This window comes from Methylotuvimicrobium sp. KM2 (genome assembly GCF_038051925.1).
Lineage (GTDB): Bacteria > Pseudomonadota > Gammaproteobacteria > Methylococcales > Methylomonadaceae > Methylotuvimicrobium.
In genome coordinates, this window is sequence record NZ_CP150634.1 from 1,767,360 (window position 1) to 1,784,125 (window position 16,766).

Here is a 16,766-nt window from a genome sequence, read left to right on the forward strand (position 1 = left end):
GCAAAAATCCGTTACCCTGCTGGCACCCTCGACAAACACTCTCCCTCCACACCTTTGGATTATTAGATGCTTTTTCGATCAGCTAGCCTGATGGAGTTTAGCGCTTAGATTTCGGTTGGGCTTTGTCTTTATTTCGAAAAGCAGAAAACAAGCGTCTTATCATTTTTTCCAATTCCAGGATCATAAATAAGGCCAGACCGATTCCGAAGATTTCCATGCCATGGATGAAGTTGACCGGACGCGTGTCGAAAAAGACTTCCATGAACGGCGCGTATGTAAAAATGGCTTGTAATGAAATGACCACTGTAATCGCGATCAGAATAGCCTTGGAACCGAATAATCGTTTGAAGGATAGCGAAGAACCGCTTAAGTAACGCACATTCAATAAATAAAAGACTTCCAGCATGACCAGCGTGTTGACCGCATAAGTCCGCGCTTCTTCGAGCGTCGAGCCATGCAGCTGGCTCCACAAGAAAATACCGTAAATGCCGACAAAAAACAGCAGCGACACGAAGGTGATACGCCACAATAAAAAGCCGGACAACATCGCTTCGTCCTTAGGTCTAGGCGGGCGTTGCATGGCGCTAGGCTCGGACGGTTCGAAGGCCAGCGCCATTGCCAAGGCGACCGAGCTGACCATGTTGACCCAAAGGACTTGTAGCGGTGTAATCGGCAAAGTCAGGCCGGTCAATACCGCGGCGATGATGCTCATCGATTCGCCGCCGTTGACCGGCAATAAAAAAATGATGGCTTTTTTTAAATTATCGTAGACGGTACGGCCTTCGCGGACTGCGCGTGCGATCGATGCGAAATTGTCGTCCGCCAGTACCATTTCCGAAGCTTCCTTGGCGGCTTCGGTGCCGGTTCTGCCCATCGCTATTCCAACATCGGCTCGTTTCAAGGCGGGCGCGTCGTTAACCCCGTCTCCGGTCATGGCAATAACGTTGCCGCCGGCCTGCATTGCGGTAACTAGGCGTAATTTATGTTCGGGCGAAGTTCGGGCGAAGATGTCGACGCGTGCGGCGACTTCGACCAATTCATCGTCGTCGATCGAGGACAGGTCTTGGCCGGTTATGACTTCATCGTGATTTTCAAGATGTAATTGCGCGGCAATCGCACGGGCCGTCGCGGCGTGATCGCCAGTGATCATTTTGACGCGGATACCGGCCGCACGGCATTCCTTGACGGCGTGTATCGCTTCCTCGCGTGGCGGGTCGATTAGGCCGATAAGTCCCAATAGTATCAAACCGTCATCCAGGTCCGAAAAATTGAGCTCGGTTTTACCTTCTTCGACCGGTTTATACGCGATGGCTAAAACGCGTTGTCCGAGTGAGGCGACCTCATCGATCCAACCGGTCCAATAGGCAGGATTGATTGCAATATCACCGTCTTTTTGACGTTGCAAAGTGCATAGTTCAATCAATCGTTCCGGCGCGCCTTTGACGATAATATATCGATTGTTTTCGTGGTCATGGTTCAAGGTGGCCATGAAACGGTGTTGGGCATCGAATGGAATCACATCGCCTCGAGCATTGTTGCGGTGCAGGTCGGCAGGGTCGAAACCGCCTTTCATCGCAACAGTCAATAAGGCGCCTTCCATCGGGTCGCCATCGGCAATCCATTGGTCGTCTTTTTGGCGCAAGGAAGAGTCGTTGCACAAGGTGCCGAATTTAACGATTTGCTGCAGAATAGGGCGCTTGTCTATCTCGACATGTTCGCCGCCCGAGAAAAAATCGCCGGAAGGTTCATAGCCGACTCCGCTGATTTCATAGAGTTTAGAAGACGTTACGATCGATTTGACGGTCATTTCGTTACGCGTCAGCGTGCCGGTTTTGTCCGAACAAATGATCGATACGGCGCCGAGCGTTTCGACTGCCGGTAGTCGGCGAATAATGGCATTGCGGGAGGCCATGCGTTGGACGCCGATAGCCAATGTTACAGTCAGGATCGCCGGTAAACCTTCAGGAATGGCCGCTACTGCGAGGCCGACCACGGTCATGAACATTTCCGAGGGATCGGTTCCTTGTATGTAAAAACCGAAAGCAAAGACGCTTGCGGCTATCAGGATGATCGCCAAGGTCAGCCAGCGGGAAAAAATCGCTATTTGTTTAAGCAGCGGAGTCGTCAATTCCTCGATACTCGAGATCATGCCGCTAATGCGACCGATTTCGGTATCGGCTCCGGTCGCTACGACGATGGCTTTGCCGTGTCCGGCCGCAACCATGGTTCCCGAATAAGCCATCGAAAAACGGTCTCCCAAATCGGCTTTTACTTCAACCGGTTTAATCGTCTTTTCAACAGCAACCGATTCGCCGGTCAGGACGGCTTCTTGAATTTGCAGACCCTTCGCCGAAATCAGGCGCAGGTCGGCGGGAACTTTATCGCCCGGTTCGAGAATCACAATATCACCGGGAACTAATTCTTCGGCTGGAATCCCAATTCGATTACCGTCGCGCAATGCCGTCGCGCGCGGCGCTAACATATGCCGAATGGCTTCGAGCGATTTTTCGGCCTTGCCTTCTTGAACGAAGCCGATAATCGAATTAACCAATACGACGGCGATGATCACGTAAGTGTCGATCCAATGATCCAGTAGCGCCGTGACGACTGCGGCACCGATCAAGACATAGATTAATAGGTTGTGAAATTGGGAAAAAAAGCGCAGTAGCGGACCGCGGGTTTTGGGCGGAGGTAAACGATTTGCGCCATATTCCTCGATACGCTTTTGTGCCTGCCGGCCCGATAAACCGTTCCCGTCGGTTTGTAGTTTTTCGAAGACCTGATCGGCGAGCAGGGAATGCCAGTGCACTCGTTTTCTCGGTTCGGTTATTTTGCGCATATATTTTCCTAAGTAATAGAAATATAAAATAACTAAAGTTATATTGCCGGCTTAATCTAATGACAATAGCAAAGGAAACTTACTCCTAACTGACAAAAAGAAGTTGCACTATGTCTATACTTTGCCTTTCCGCTCAGCTTGAGAAGTTGAGGGGCACGCCACATACGCATCAAGCTAAAAACGGCCGCTCTACATTAGCTCTTTCCCAAATTGCTATTAAAGCACGTAGCCCACATGCTGCGTAGTGGAATACGAGGGTGGCGTGGCTCCGAGCTTCCCGGATTGCACTGCGCTCTTTCCAGGCTTCGTTGTTTAGACTCGTAGGAAGAGGTCGGTAGCGATTTAGCATCTTACTCCCTTTAAACTCAAAAAATGGTTAACTTTATGAAGGTATGGGGTGTGGCTAGCGAGGATGTCGGCAGCAGGGATTGCTGCCGTCAAGTCCCCATGGATGGGTTTACCCAGCACCTAAATTCCATAGTTCATTGGCTATGGTTAACTATTTTGGGTAATTTAGGTGCTGGGTTTACGGCGTTCTGTCAAGCGAGTTACCGAACCTGCTTACCTTGTATTAAAAATAGGGAAGTGATTTATGACCGAATTCTAAGCCACGTCGAAAGTTGATCTGCGAGGAGTATATTAAGTATTTCCGGGTGCGAGAAGTGAGTTTTTTCTGGGAACGAATGGCGAATGCTTAAACGGACTAAGCGGGTATCGAGATTGTCGGCGAGGTAGGAATGCTAAAAGGAAACACCTCGAAGAGGTGTTTCCCGTCGCCTTGAATTATGTCGCTGCCCTAGAGTCGGGTGAGATTTTGATTTTTTCTTTGCCTTCGAGATCGATCGTTTCGACAATGATATTGTTGTCTTGGGCGCTCAACATGAAATCGTGAATCGTTTCCAAAATATCGTAATCGATAAATTGGGCTTTTGAACCATCGATCACGATAGTGCAATTTTCTTCGACTTGATTAAAAAACTTTCTGAGCAAGGCGCGGTTCAAAAAACTCACATCCTTGTTCATCGTCAAGACATAGCGGTCTTTGGACCGAGTCATCGAGATCGAGGCATGATAGTTCGCGCGTATTACATAGTACAAGCCGATGACGATACCGACCGTGATACCTTTCAACAGATCGGTTAATAAAATCGCAACGATCGTGATTACGAACGGTATCAATTGATTCCAGCCTTTGTGGAAAAACTCTATGAACAGTTTCGGTTTCGCGAGTTTATAGCCGGTCTGTAACAATATCGCGGCCAGGCATGATAACGGGATGTCGTTCAAAAAGTTGGCGAAGAACATCACGCTGACCAACAATGCCAAGCCATGCACGAATGAGGATACTCTGGTTTGGCCGCCGGCGTTGATGTTCGCCGCGCTGCGTACGATGACCGCGGTGATTGGAATGCCACCGATCAAACCGCTGAGCATGTTGCCGACCCCTTGCGCTTTTAATTCGCGGTTGGTTGGCGCGACGCGTTTATATGGGTCCATCTTGTCGGCCGCTTCAAGGCTCAACAGCGTTTCCAAACTGGCAATGACGGCCATCGTGAACGCGATCGTATAGACCTGTGGATTGGCTAGAAAACTGAAATCGGGAAAGCTAAACAATTGCAAAAAGTCCTTTGGACTTTCCGTGACCGGCAGCGAGACCAAATGTTTGCTGCCGATGGCCCATTCAGGCGCCACACGAGAGGCGACCGAGTTATAAGCGACACCCCAAATAACGGCCAACAAGGCGCCCGGAATCAACCTCAGGAAGGCGATACGCTTGATGAAATTGCTTTCCCAAAGGACTAATAACAACAAGGCGACGACACTGACGATGGTTGCGCCCGGCGAAATCGAACTCACCGATTCGGCCAGCTGCTCGACTGTCGATAACGCGGTCTCCTGCATATAGCTTTCATCGCCTTCGAAACTGGCATCGTAGCCGATGGCATGGGGGATCTGTTTCATAATCAGAATCAAACCGATCGCCGCGAGCATGCCTTTGATAACCGATGACGGAAAATAGGCGCCGATAACGCCGGCTCTCAAGAATCCCAAAATCAATTGAATGACGCCGGCCAATACGACCGCTGTCAAAAAGCCCGAAAAACTCCCGAGGGTTTCGATGGCGTTGAAGACGATCACCGTCAGGCCGGCAGCGGGTCCGGAGACGCTGAGCTGAGAGCCGCTTAGCCAGGCTACTACCAAACCGCCGACCATGCCTGCGATCAGGCCGGAAAACAAGGGCGCGCCTGAAGCTAGTGCGACTCCTAGGCAGAGCGGCAAGGCCACCAAAAAAACGACGATTCCGGACGGAATGTCATGATGTAAATGCTTTATGTAATAATCGATATGTTTATGAATCATATTGGCTGGATTCCTTAAATCGGGTTGGTGAGTCGCTTATGACGAATGACCATTACAACGGTCGATCGTGTCTGGTCAAGCTTGGCTGTCGGGTTTAACCGCCATGATGGTGGTTTTTACCGCTCTGACCAGTGTGGCTGTTGTGCTACCCATCCCTAACAGGTGACTTAGGCCGGTCTTTCCCACTGTCGCCATGATTAGTAAGTCATAATGTTGCTCAGTGAGATTCTTGCAAATTGCATGATGCGCCGAGTCGGACCCATGCACGGCGATACAGTTTACTTTGTCGCCAATTGCCGGCATGTACCGTTCGGCGGCGTCTTGTAATTTCGCCAGACATTCGGACCGGATGTTTTCGATTTGCTCCGCATTGAGATGTTCGTTGGCTATCGAGTGAAACAAATGTACTTCGGCTCCGGCAGCGAGTGCGACTTCCTGAGCATAAGGAAAAGCGGCGTAGGAGCTTTGAGAAAAGTCCGTGGTGACTAGGATTTTTCGAATCGGACATAAGTCGGCGTCGTCCTCGACGATAATCACCGGGCGATGAGTCAAGCGCAATACTTTTTCGGCGACCGATCCTAAAAGCAGGCGAGAGAATCCTTTTCTACCATGGCTGCTCATGACCACTAGGTCGAATTGGCCCGATGCCTTGACGATGGCGTCAGGAGCATCATTATCATCTTCGACTAGGCAATCCGCCAAATAAGCTTGGTCGACGCTGTCCCCGGTAAAGGATGTCAATGCGGCTCTCAACTCCTTTTGTATGGACAAAGGCTCGCCATGTAGATGCATGTCTCCATTCAAATAATGGAAACCATCCAGGTCCGAATACAAATCGTAAGCATGGAAAGGCGTAATCTTGCCGTCGAACAGCCGTGCGATTTCCTGAGCGACCGGAAATGCTCGCCGGCAATAGCCTGAGAAATCGACGGGGACGATGATGTTGCATTGGTTTAATCTATTGTTCATGAAATTCTCGCTCTTGCATAATTCGGATGGTTGGCTGATTTGAACTGAGGAAAAACTCAAAATGATTTTGCCTCGTTCTTGTACCGGTAAAGTATGGGCAATCGCCGTCCGCTTGCCGAATTTCTCGACCGGATTGTCGGACCTGCAGCTTAGATCGAGCGGCTTGATTTGTTTCGTTTAGCGCCGTCATCAGGCCAGTGTATTTAAAAAAGCATTGTCCGATTTAACCCAGCTTTAACAAGTGTAGTGCCTACCGCCTATGATATTGAAATGAAATAATTAAAAATCATGCCAAATTAAACTTTGTAGTGCCACAAAATTAATTATTGTATATTAATAAACAACTTATTGGCGATAAATGTTAAGGCTGGGTTAAGCCGCCGCTTCAGTATAATCATATTTGAATATTGGTTCGATTTCTTGTCCGGGTTCCATAGAAATTAATGTTTTCAACAAGCCGTCGGAAAGGCCGTAGACCCAGCCATGTATAACAGGACGATTCTCTTCATGCCAGGCTTGTTGAATAATGGAGGTGTAAGCCAGTGTTTTAACCTGTTCGATAACATTTAATTCAACCAATCGATCGATACGTTCTTGTTCGGTTGCTAGCGCATTGACCTCTTTTTGATGGAGTCGGTAAACATTTTTGATATGCATTAACCATTTATTAGTCAATACCAAGTCGGTGCTTTGATTATTGAGAGCGGCTTTAACTCCTCCGCAGTTGTAATGACCGCAAACGATAATGTGCTTGACTTTCAGCACGGCTACCGCATATTGCAAGACACTTAAGCAGTTGAAGTCTGTTGCCACCATTTGATTGGCAATGTTGCGATGAATGAACATTTCGCCGGGTTCGGCATTCACAATGAGTTCCGCTGGAACACGGCTATCCGAACAGCCGATCCAAAGGAATTCGGGTTTTTGCTCATTTGCAAGATGTTTAAAAAAATTGGGATCTATCTCTTGCTTGTCAGAAGCCCATTTTTTGTTTCTCATTAACAGCTTTTCGAATGATTTCATAGTTTCCGCCTTGCTGTATGCAATTGCCTGTAGTTGAAGATTGTAACGCTTCGAGCTGTCTAATCCGGATGCTATAGCTTATTGATTTATCGGCTTAACAATGACAAGACAGAAAGTCCTTATTTTCTCTTTACTGCTTTTCGTCTCGTTTTGTTCGAAGCAAAGAGCAGGGAATCCATACTTTGAGAGATTCCAAGGCTTTGGTCACCGGTCGCTTAAATTCTTAAAGGTCGATACTGTGAAAAAGAATTTTTGGGGCAGCGCTCGCTTTTTGTTAAATCAATAAACTAGACTTGTCGGATTCAATCCAGCAAAAACCGAATCGTTACAATCACATTTTTTATGGTTCAAACCAATCGCATCTAAATGCGCTAATCGGATCTAATGATGACCGGTAGTTTGGCTTGGAAGGTATTGTATCGATACTACCTTTCAGAATCCTTTCAATTTAACTATGTTAATTTTTAATCGAGGTTTTGCTATTAGAAATGAGTAGGCTATGTTCGCGCGAGCAGTTGAAACGGTTATCTGCCCTACTAAATAAGCCATTTATACCTTTCGCACTTCAAATTTCGGCAGTGCCGGGGAGGCTTCGGGGTGCTCGGTAAAGGCTTTGCCAGCATGGAGCTGGCATAGAGCATGGACGAATTCACCCAGCCCCTAAATTCCATAAGCCATTGGCCATGGTTAACTATCTTGGATAATTTAGGTGCTGGGTTCATAAATCCATGTAACTCAGCAATTGCCGAGAAGCAAAAATCTGCAAGCGCCATGGATGGCGTGAATGCAGATTTTGCAGGAGCAAAAATCTGCCCTGCCGCCGACATCTGTCAATCGAGCAACCGTGCCCTTCGTTCAACAATTTGCTAAATATTTTGAAAAAAGCAAGTTATTTAGATCTATATCCTTTGATTTCTGCTGACTTTGAGTTCAAATGGGTATCAACCATTAACGCGAACATAGCCAGTGAGTATGCTATTTGATGTCGGGCATTGTTTTTACCCTAAAAAGAGCTGTTGAGAGCTTTAAGCTGCAGATCGCACTTCGTCTGCGCTCAGCGCGAACGCTCTACAACACATGCCAATGCGTTTATTTGCAGGTTTATTGATTCATGATGGCTATAAGCTATAAAGAGTTAAATACGAAATTTTTGCGTATTTTCATCCTGGACTTTTCCTCGATAATTATTTCAAGAACTTCTACTGAGTTGCGTAAAAAAAGGTGAGTATGCCCGACCACTGTATAATCGTTGTATAGGAATTTTAGCGATGTTATAGGTCATTGTTATGTAATGGTAAAATGATGGTGGTTTATTTGGCTGTTTGACGGATTTTTTTTCGCTTTCGCTTTATCGTTTTGTTTATGCTTTAACTATTATGAATATTTTATTGATCGAAGATGATTCCGTTCTTACTGACGGATTGATTCACACGCTTAAAAAAACCGGTTACGTTGTTACCGCCACCAAAAGCGGGCGTTATGCCGAACAATTGATTGAAGCACAAGATTTCGATTTGATTGTACTGGACTTGGGGTTGCCCGATATGGACGGTTTAGAACTATTGCGAAAATTTCGTAGCAGTAAGATTTCGTTGCCGATTTTGATTTTAACGGCAAGGGAAAGTATGAACGACCGCATCGAAGGTATTCGTCAAGGCGCGGACGACTACATGACCAAACCTTTCGAACTAATGGAGTTGGAAGCGCGTATTCACGCATTGATCAGGCGTTGTTATGGAGGCTTCAGCCATACCATCGAAGTGGGACGTCTTTCGCTCGATACTCAAAATAATCAAGTTTCCGCGGATGGGCAGTTACTGGTGTTATCGGCTCGTGAAGCGGCGGTTCTCGAAATTTTGTTGTTACAAGCGGGCAAAGTGGTTTGCAAGGACCGTATCGCGCAGCGCTTGTCGGCGGACGGCGATGCATTGGCCGATAATGCGATCGAAGTATATGTGCACCGCGTTCGAAAACGCATCGAACCTTATGATGCCGTTATACGGACCGTACGGGGCTTAGGATACTTACTGGAGACAGGTAGCGATGGAGCAAAATAGAACGCTAAGAACCGAAATATTGATTCGGTTAATTACGCCGGTTTTGTTGTTTGTCGTATTTGAAGCCGTCAGTTCCTATTACGTTACGCGGCATTATGTCGATGAAGCTTACGATCGATGGCTATTGGATTCTGCAGGTTCTTTGGTGCAGGAAATCAAAGTTAGTGATAATTTGATTGTCGCGGAATTACCTCCAGCTGCGTTAACTATTTTTAAATGGGATGAATTAGACAAGACTTATTTTAAGATTATCGCTGAAAATCAAGGCATGATTGCTGGAGATAGCTTCGTTCCCGAACCTTTCGATGAATCGACCGATTGGTCGTCGCCGGTTTTTTTCAATGATACGGTTCGAGGCGAGTCGGTACGAGGAGTTTCTATCCTTGTCGCGCGGAAAGACCTTCCGGAAATCGTATTCGTGCATGTTGCCGAGACGCTTAACAAGCGCCGCAACATGATGATGGATATTTTATTGGCCGATTTGATACCGCCGATTTTTTTAGCGATTTTTATTGGTTTTTATATGCGCAAGGCCGTTTATCGAGGCTTGAACCCTTTACGCGAATTGGCCGATGAAATTGCCATGCGCTCCCCGAAAGACTTGAGTCCAATCCCTGAAGCACATGTTTTTGCCGAAGTGCGGATCTTGACCGATACCATTAATGGTTTGTTGAAGCGCTTGGACGGCGCGATCGCTTCTCAGCAACGCTTTATCGCCAATGCCGCGCATCAACTTCGTACGCCGCTGGCCGGGCTGAAATTGCAATCGGAAAGAGCGTTACGGGAAGATGACATGGCGGCAATGAAGCCGGCTTTACTGCAAATTCAAAGCAGTGCCGACAGGGTTTCTCATATCATCTCTCAGCTTTTGGCCTTAGCCAAATCGGGGGCAATTGAAAGCGGACTACTATTGGCAAAGTTCGATCTATTGTCGTTGGTGAGGGAAGTCAGTAGCGAATGGGTTCCTAAGGCTTTGCAAAATGATATCGAACTCAGTTTCGAAGGTCCTAAACAACCGGTTTATATCAATGGCAACGAAATTTTAATTCGCGAGTTGTTGGTCAATCTTCTCGATAACGCGGTCTGTTATGGGCGAGAGAACGGTAACATAATCGTAAGGCTTAAGCCGGGGCCTTCGCCTACGTTGACTGTCGAGGACGATGGGCCGGGTATACCGGCATCCGAAATGGATAAAATCTTCGAGCGATTTTATCGAATTCCCGGAAGTCCTGGAGATGGTTGCGGGTTAGGGCTTCCTATTGTTAAGGAAATTGCCGACTTACATCAAGCGGAGCTGTTTCTCGGCACTTCGCCAGGCAAGGGTGGGACGAAAGCCGATGTGGTGTTCAAGCAAGCGTCGATTTAAGAGTTAAGAGGAATAGTTAATTCGATGATTCTCGTCGCCTGGACGACCTGCCAGAGGAATAATTGCCTGAGTCGCCGCGGCTATTGTAACTGTTTGAGGATCGATAACGCGCACCTGTCGATGCGCCGCTTCTATCGCGATTAACAGTCGTTGAGAAAGACGGACGGTGGTTTTCGGATCTCGTTACGCGTCCGTTACCGGGGGGGCGGGTTCGTTGACGTTCTGGTGAAACAGCTGGAGACGATGGGCCGAATGAACTGGCACGTCTATTTTGAAACGTTGTCCCGCTAGACATTTGACGCCGGGAATCTTGGTTTCGATTCGCTTCACGGTTAGGGGCGCTAGAGCGTCGTTGCGTAGGAAAATTCCCGGTTTCGCGGTTTGAAGAGATATCGGAGGTCGTTCGCCGCGAAGAAGATTCCCGGCGTCGCGCATTGTCACGACTATAGCTACTGTTTTGCCTGCGGGTATTGCCGGATGAAGCGCTTTGAGCGCTGGAGCCGGAATTGCGCGAACTTGATTCGCTTGCTAAGCTGTTTGGCGAAATATTGCTGGATTGGCGCCAACGCTCTCTTGTTGACATTCTGTCGGTGTCGGAGCGGTTATTTCTTCGTCCGGTGCTTTGGGGCTTCGCTCGATCGTCATGACTTTGCGTGTTTGCAAAACCGCTCCGATCTCGATTGCGCCGGTCGGATGGAGTCGGGTTTGTGCCATTAGTGCGCCAGCGCTCTCTTGTCGACACTCTGTCGTTGTCGGAGCGGTTATTTCTCCGTCCGGTGCTTTGGGCTGTTGCTCGGCTGTCATGATTTCGCGTGGCTGCATAACTGCTCCAGCCATGGCTGCGCCGCCCGAATTGAGGCCGGTTTATGTTATCGGTGCGATCGAATTTATTTCGGCGGGTATCGGCATAGCCGTTACCGGAACGTCTGGATGTGCCGAATTGCCGCTGCAGCGAATCATGACGATAGGCAACGCCTCGGCGGTGATTCGAATTATGCCGCCATCTAGGATAGTCGGCGTAACGGATATGTCTTCCTGAAACGAAATGCGGCCTGTGATAGTAGTTATGCCGGCGGTGGACAACCACGGTCTGGCGTCGATACCAGTCGAAACTGCTGAAAAAAAATCCCGGCGATACGAAGATGCCGCGTCCCCAGCCCCAGTTAAAACCTAGATTCAAATGAATGCCGGGCGGCGGCCCCCAATAAACAGGAGCGTAACCGGGCCACCACCATGAACCGTAAACGACCTGTGGATTATAATAAGGCACATAGACGACTTGAGGGTTGGCAGGTTCGATAACGATAACTTGATTTTCGCGTACGACTCGCGCATTGTTTGTCGAATTGAGATTGCCTGCCTCATAGGCTCGTTGCCGCAGGTTCTGAACGCTATCCATGACTTGCGCTTCTTGAAATAAAAACGCGTCACCGAGCGCTCGCGTCCAATTCAAGTCTTCATTCATTCGGTTTAGGATTTCCGGAAATGCAACCAAGGCTTTGACGCTGGGGTCCCAGGCTTGATGTTCGACGGCAGTCACAGCCTGTTCGCCTTCGAGACCCGGATTGGCTGCCGACCAACGGGCCGCTTCGACGACTTCTAAAGGGTAGGTGGCCGCCACCAGTATTTGCGATAATAGCACGTCCGGATATAATGCGATCGGCGCCAGCATTTGGTCGAGTTCGGCCTGGCTGAAAGCCGGATTCTCTTGTTGAGCGGATGCGGTCGGCACGTAAGACATTAACGCGACAAGCAGCATGATAATCGTTTTCATCGTATATGCCTCCAGGCTTGGGCCTTGGCGGGTTGGGCAGGGAAGGTAAGTGATCGAAGGAGGTCGGTGTCGGTCAATTTCCCCGCGTTTGGGTAATTGTTACATTTGACGCTTAATCTCTGCTGAATAAGGAGCGCAACCGACGCCTTCGTCGTCCCTCACCTAACGCTAGGTGAGGGAAAGCCGGCGTCGTTCAAGTTGCCGTTGTCCTTTTTCGAAGTCTGCAACCGTCCCGCAGAGAGTTATTTCGCCGCTGTTTCGGCTTTTACCCCAAAAAACAACGCATACAACACCGGTACGGCGATCAGTGTCAGCACAGTTGCGAAGGCTAGGCCGCCCATGATCGTGACTGCCATGCTGGCAAAGAAGGCGTCGGTTAACAATGGGATCATGCCGAGTATAGTCGTGCCGGCGGCTAGGAATACCGGGCGAAGACGGCTAACGCCGGCGTCGACGATCGCGGCATGGCCGTGTTTGCCTTCGTCGATTTGCGCGTCGATTTCGTCGACCAGTACGATCGCATTTTTCATTAGCATGCCGGACAAGCTCAACAGACCGAGTAGGGCCATGAAGCTGAATGGCTGATTGGAAATCAGCAAGCCGATCACGACGCCGCAGACCGACATCGGCACGACTAGCCAGATGATCAGCGGCTGACGCACTTTGCCGAACAACAAAATACTGATGATGAGCATGACGACGAAGCCGACCGGTATCTGAGCGTTGAGCGCGTTTTGTGCGTCGGTCGAGCTTTCGTATTCGCCGCCCCATTCGAAACGATAACCGGACGGAAGCGGGATGGCTTCGATTTGCGCGCGGATGCCGCGGAAAGCTTGATCTGCGGTCAACTTCGGTAGCGGGTCGGCCTGAGCGGTCAGTGTGCGCACCCGGTTGCGCCGGTGTATCAAGGTATCCTCGCTGACCGTTTCGAAACGCTCGGCGATTTGCGCGATCGGAACATAGGATTGGTCGGCATTACTCCAAACGAGGCGATCGCGTAATTGTTTGGCATCCCGCCGCTCGGCATCCGGCGGGCGAACGACGATGGGGATTTGTTTGTCGTCCTCGCGGTAAGTGCCGGCCTGGACGCCGGTGCTGGCGAATTGCAAGGCCAGCGCCAAGTCGCTCAAACCGGTGCCGGCGATGCGCGCGCGTTCGGGGTTGTAGACCGGCTTCATCACTAGCTCTTTTTGCCGCCAGTTCGTGCGCAGATCGATGAGATTGCCGTCGGCGCGCATGATATCCAAAGCTTCTTTGCCGAGTTGGCGCAGCACGGCGGAGTCGGGACCTGAAAAACGCGCTTCTATCTTCGCGCCGCCTCCGGGACCGAACATCAGTCGTTCGGTGCGGATTTCGGCATTGGGATAGGCGCCACTCAGTTCATTTTTCAATTCCGCGGCCAAGGCAGGAATGGGATCGAGGTTTTCGGTGCGGATAATCAATAGTCCATAAGCGCTGTTCGGTTGTTCCGGCGCGTAAGTCAGCATATAACGGCTCGCGCCTCGCCCGATGAAGCTTGCCACCGAAACGACGTCCGGTTTGGCGCGGATGATTGCCTCGATTTCGCCGATATCGCGCTCGGTCGAGCGGATATCGCTGCCTTGCGGCAATTGATAGTGAATATAGAACAACGGGGTATTGGAGTCGGGAAAAAAGGCTTGCTTGACCATGCCGAAACCGGCGAAGCAGGCCGCAGTCAACAGAACCATAATCAACGCGGTCAAGGTTCTGGCTTTTAAGGTGCCGGTTAGGATTTTTCGGTAGGCTTGATAAATCCATGCGCGATAAGGGTCTTCGCCGGTTTGCTCGACCTTCAAGAACAAGTGCCCGAACAGCGGGGTGACCGTGATCGCCAAAACCCAGCTCAGCAGCAGCGACATCGCGATCACCGCGAATAGCGAAAACAAAAATTCGCCAGTGACGTCCGGCGACAATCCGATGCCGGAAAAGGCCATGATTCCGATCACGGTCGCGCCGAGCAACGGCAGTTGGGTGCGTTTGACCGATACGGTCGCGGCATCCTTGCCGTTCATGCCGTGCTGCATGTTGATCAGCATGCCTTCGGCAACCACGATCGCATTATCGACCAGCATGCCCATCGCGATAATCAACGCGCCAAGCGAAATGCGCTCCATATCGATATGAAAAACGCGCATCAAGAACACCGTGCCGAGCACGGTCAGCAGCAGCGTCGCGCCAACGATCAAACCGACTCGCCAACCCATCATCAAACACAGCGACAAAATCACGATCGAGACCGATACGATTAGATTGACGATGAAATCATCGATCGATTGATCGACGACTTTGTGTTGTTCGTAAATCGGATGAATCTCGATCCCTAATGGGATACGCGGCGCCAGTTCGGCTAGGCGCGCCTCGACCGCCTGGCCGACCGTGACGATGTTGGCGTCGGTGACGCCCGAAATCGCCAGCGTGAAGGCCGGCATGCCGTTGAAATGCACGAGATGATCCGGTATTTCGGTCGGTTCGCGGCGGATTTCGGCCAGATCGATCAGGCTGATTTGTTCCGTGCTGCCGGGACGGCCGATGCGCAGCGCTTCGATCGCGGAGACCGAATCGAAGCCGGCGGCGGTGGTAATGCGGATGCGCCGGTCATCGATCGTGACCGCACCGGCATCGGCGATTCTGTTTTCCGAGGAAATGGTATTCAAGACCTGAGCCATCGGCAGACCGAAACGCGCGAGCCTGGCATTCGATACCTCAACATAGATGGTTTCGGTGCGCATGCCGGCGGTTTCGACTTTGGCGACATTGGTCACGGTCAGCAGCTCGCGGCGTAAAAATTTGGCCAGATCCAAAATTTCTCGGTCGGAAAATCCGGGAGCGGTGATCGCATAAAAAATTCCGAATACATCGCCGAAGTCGTCGTTGACGGTCGATGGATTCGCGCCTTTTGGCAAGGTTTGTTGAGCATCGCCGACTTTGCGCCTCAGCTCGTCCCAGACCTGCGGCATCGTACGGCCGTCGTAGATATCCTTGATTTCAACTTCGATTTCGGAAATGCCGGGTTTGGATTTCGATTTGATATGCTTGATTTGTGGTAATTGTTGAATCGCCGATTCCAAGGGTTCGGTGACTTCCAGCTCGACTTCTTCGGCCGTCGCGCCCGGATAAGGCGTGATGACCAAGGCTTGTTTGATGGTAAAGGCCGGGTCTTCGAGGCGTCCGACCGTGGACAGGCCCCACAGGCCTCCGATCAGGCAAGTCAGGATGATCAGCCAGGTATTGACCGGGCGTTCGATGGCCGCGCGCGCGATATCGATAGACATGGCGATGGTCCTTAAAATCCGGTAAAACGGCGTACCGCCATGCCGTCGTGCAGCAAATGGCCGCCGGCGGTGACGATATGTTCGCCGCCGCTCAAGCCTGATAATACCGGTACGCGGCTGGCGGCGACGGCTCCGATATCGATAATCTGCGGCGAGACGGTTTCGCTCTGCGGGTCAAATAGCCAAACCCGGGTCTTGCCATCTTCGTCGGTATCGATTGCCGAGAGCGGGATCGTGATTTCGGTCGAGCCGTTGACCAAAGAGCTGCCGACCGAGACGCTGACGGTCATGCCCGGTAAAATCGTCATGTCGTTCGTGCGTTGCAGCTCCAGTGTCACCTCGTAGGTCTGCGCGACCGCATCGGCTTCGGTGGCATGTTCCAGATAGCGTAGCGGCAGGCGTTTACCGGGCTGGCCCGGAAACTCCGCCTCGATATTCATTGCATCGGCAAGGCCGATCAGTCTGATGAGATCTTCCGGCACATTGATCTTGACATGCAAGGCGCTAACGTCCTGGACTCGGACCACGGCTTGGTGGGTTGCGACATGGGAGTGTATGTCAAGCAGGCGGCGCGTGACCAGCGCATCGAATGGCGCGGCGATCCGGGTATAGGAGAGATTGCGGCGGGCATTGTCCAGTGCGACTTGGCGCAGTTTAAAGGCGGTCTCGGCTTCGTCCAACATGACCTTCGGTATCGTATCCGAGGCCGCGAGATTGCGTTTGCGATCGACATCGAGTCGTGCGAAGGCGTATTGTGTTTTGGCTTCTTGTTCGTTCAGGCGAAAATCGGTCGGATCAAGCGCAGCAATCAAGCCGCCTTTGGCAACCACGGTACCTTGTTGTACCGGCAATTCGGCCAGGCGTCCGCCGACTTGAAACGAGAGGTCGACCGTTTTTAACGCGTCCACGCGGCCGACGAAGCGGCGTTGCGCTAGCGCCTCGGTAACCTTGACCGTTTCGATACGCACGGTGCGGACGATTTCTTGTTCAGGCTCTCGGTTGTTATTGCCGCAGGCGCTGATTAGCGCGGTTATAGCAAGTAATAAAACAGCATGTCCGATGGGCTTGGATTTCCCCATGTTAC

At 50.6% G+C, this 16,766-nt stretch carries 10 protein-coding genes; 3 read left to right on the forward strand and 7 right to left on the reverse strand.

The annotated features are described in order from the left end of the window. Positions 1-97 precede the first annotated feature (97 nt). The 4 genes from WJM45_RS07555 to WJM45_RS07570 all read right to left on the reverse strand — a co-directional run bounded on the left by WJM45_RS07555 (position 98) and on the right by WJM45_RS07570 (position 7,192). Entirely contained in the window at positions 98-2,839 is a 2,742-nt protein-coding gene (locus WJM45_RS07555; RefSeq protein WP_341328349.1) for a cation-transporting P-type ATPase, read from the reverse strand. Between the two features lie 783 nt (positions 2,840-3,622). Beyond that, positions 3,623-5,200: a SulP family inorganic anion transporter gene (locus WJM45_RS07560; RefSeq protein WP_341328350.1), complete on the reverse strand. Its 1,578-nt coding sequence runs from the start codon at positions 5,198-5,200 to the stop codon at positions 3,623-3,625. A gap of 75 nt (positions 5,201-5,275) precedes the next feature. Further along, positions 5,276-6,169 carry a universal stress protein gene (locus WJM45_RS07565; protein ID WP_341328351.1) on the reverse strand — a complete coding sequence of 298 codons (894 nt, stop codon included), beginning with the start codon at positions 6,167-6,169 and terminating at the stop codon, positions 5,276-5,278. 372 nt (positions 6,170-6,541) lie between these two features. Continuing rightward, positions 6,542-7,192, reverse strand: a complete 651-nt coding sequence (locus WJM45_RS07570) for a carbonic anhydrase (RefSeq protein ID WP_341328352.1) — start codon at positions 7,190-7,192, stop codon at positions 6,542-6,544. Positions 7,193-7,831: 639 nt separating this feature from the next. Between WJM45_RS07570 and WJM45_RS07575 the strand changes: the two genes are divergently transcribed. From WJM45_RS07575 to WJM45_RS07585, 3 genes are all read left to right on the forward strand, one after another. Beyond that, positions 7,832-8,062 carry a hypothetical protein gene (locus tag WJM45_RS07575; protein ID WP_341328353.1) on the forward strand — a complete coding sequence of 77 codons (231 nt, stop codon included), beginning with the start codon at positions 7,832-7,834 and terminating at the stop codon, positions 8,060-8,062. Positions 8,063-8,568: 506 nt separating this feature from the next. Next, a complete protein-coding gene (locus WJM45_RS07580) occupies positions 8,569-9,249 on the forward strand; it encodes a response regulator (protein WP_341328354.1) in 681 nt (226 codons plus the stop codon). Continuing rightward, a complete protein-coding gene (locus WJM45_RS07585; protein ID WP_341328355.1) occupies positions 9,236-10,615 on the forward strand; it encodes a sensor histidine kinase N-terminal domain-containing protein in 1,380 nt (459 codons plus the stop codon). Before WJM45_RS07580 ends, WJM45_RS07585 begins: the two co-directional genes overlap by 14 nt. A gap of 16 nt (positions 10,616-10,631) precedes the next feature. On the opposite strand, the gene WJM45_RS07590 is transcribed toward WJM45_RS07585, so the two are convergent. The 3 genes from WJM45_RS07590 to WJM45_RS07600 all read right to left on the reverse strand — a co-directional run bounded on the left by WJM45_RS07590 (position 10,632) and on the right by WJM45_RS07600 (position 16,761). Then, entirely contained in the window at positions 10,632-12,389 is a 1,758-nt protein-coding gene (locus WJM45_RS07590; RefSeq protein WP_341328356.1) for a DUF3300 domain-containing protein, read from the reverse strand. Positions 12,390-12,631: 242 nt separating this feature from the next. Beyond that, positions 12,632-15,682, reverse strand: coding sequence for an efflux RND transporter permease subunit (locus WJM45_RS07595; protein ID WP_341328357.1), 3,051 nt, complete (start codon positions 15,680-15,682; stop codon positions 12,632-12,634). 11 nt (positions 15,683-15,693) lie between these two features. After that, positions 15,694-16,761, reverse strand: a complete 1,068-nt coding sequence (locus WJM45_RS07600) for an efflux RND transporter periplasmic adaptor subunit (RefSeq protein ID WP_341328358.1) — start codon at positions 16,759-16,761, stop codon at positions 15,694-15,696. Positions 16,762-16,766 lie beyond the last annotated feature (5 nt).

Excerpts from the sequence above, each read along its gene's own strand:
- WJM45_RS07555 (WP_341328349.1), bottom strand. The coding sequence starts at position 2,839 with ATGCGCAAAATAACCGAACCGAGAAAACGAGTGCACTGGCATTCCCTG.
- WJM45_RS07560 (WP_341328350.1), bottom strand. The coding sequence starts at position 5,200 with ATGATTCATAAACATATCGATTATTACATAAAGCATTTACATCATGAC.
- WJM45_RS07565 (WP_341328351.1), bottom strand. The coding sequence starts at position 6,169 with ATGAACAATAGATTAAACCAATGCAACATCATCGTCCCCGTCGATTTC.
- WJM45_RS07570 (WP_341328352.1), bottom strand. The coding sequence starts at position 7,192 with ATGAAATCATTCGAAAAGCTGTTAATGAGAAACAAAAAATGGGCTTCT.
- WJM45_RS07575 (WP_341328353.1), top strand. The coding sequence starts at position 7,832 with ATGGACGAATTCACCCAGCCCCTAAATTCCATAAGCCATTGGCCATGG.
- WJM45_RS07580 (WP_341328354.1), top strand. The coding sequence starts at position 8,569 with ATGAATATTTTATTGATCGAAGATGATTCCGTTCTTACTGACGGATTG.
- WJM45_RS07585 (WP_341328355.1), top strand. The coding sequence starts at position 9,236 with ATGGAGCAAAATAGAACGCTAAGAACCGAAATATTGATTCGGTTAATT.
- WJM45_RS07590 (WP_341328356.1), bottom strand. The coding sequence starts at position 12,389 with ATGAAAACGATTATCATGCTGCTTGTCGCGTTAATGTCTTACGTGCCG.
- WJM45_RS07595 (WP_341328357.1), bottom strand. The coding sequence starts at position 15,682 with ATGTCTATCGATATCGCGCGCGCGGCCATCGAACGCCCGGTCAATACC.
- WJM45_RS07600 (WP_341328358.1), bottom strand. The coding sequence starts at position 16,761 with ATGGGGAAATCCAAGCCCATCGGACATGCTGTTTTATTACTTGCTATA.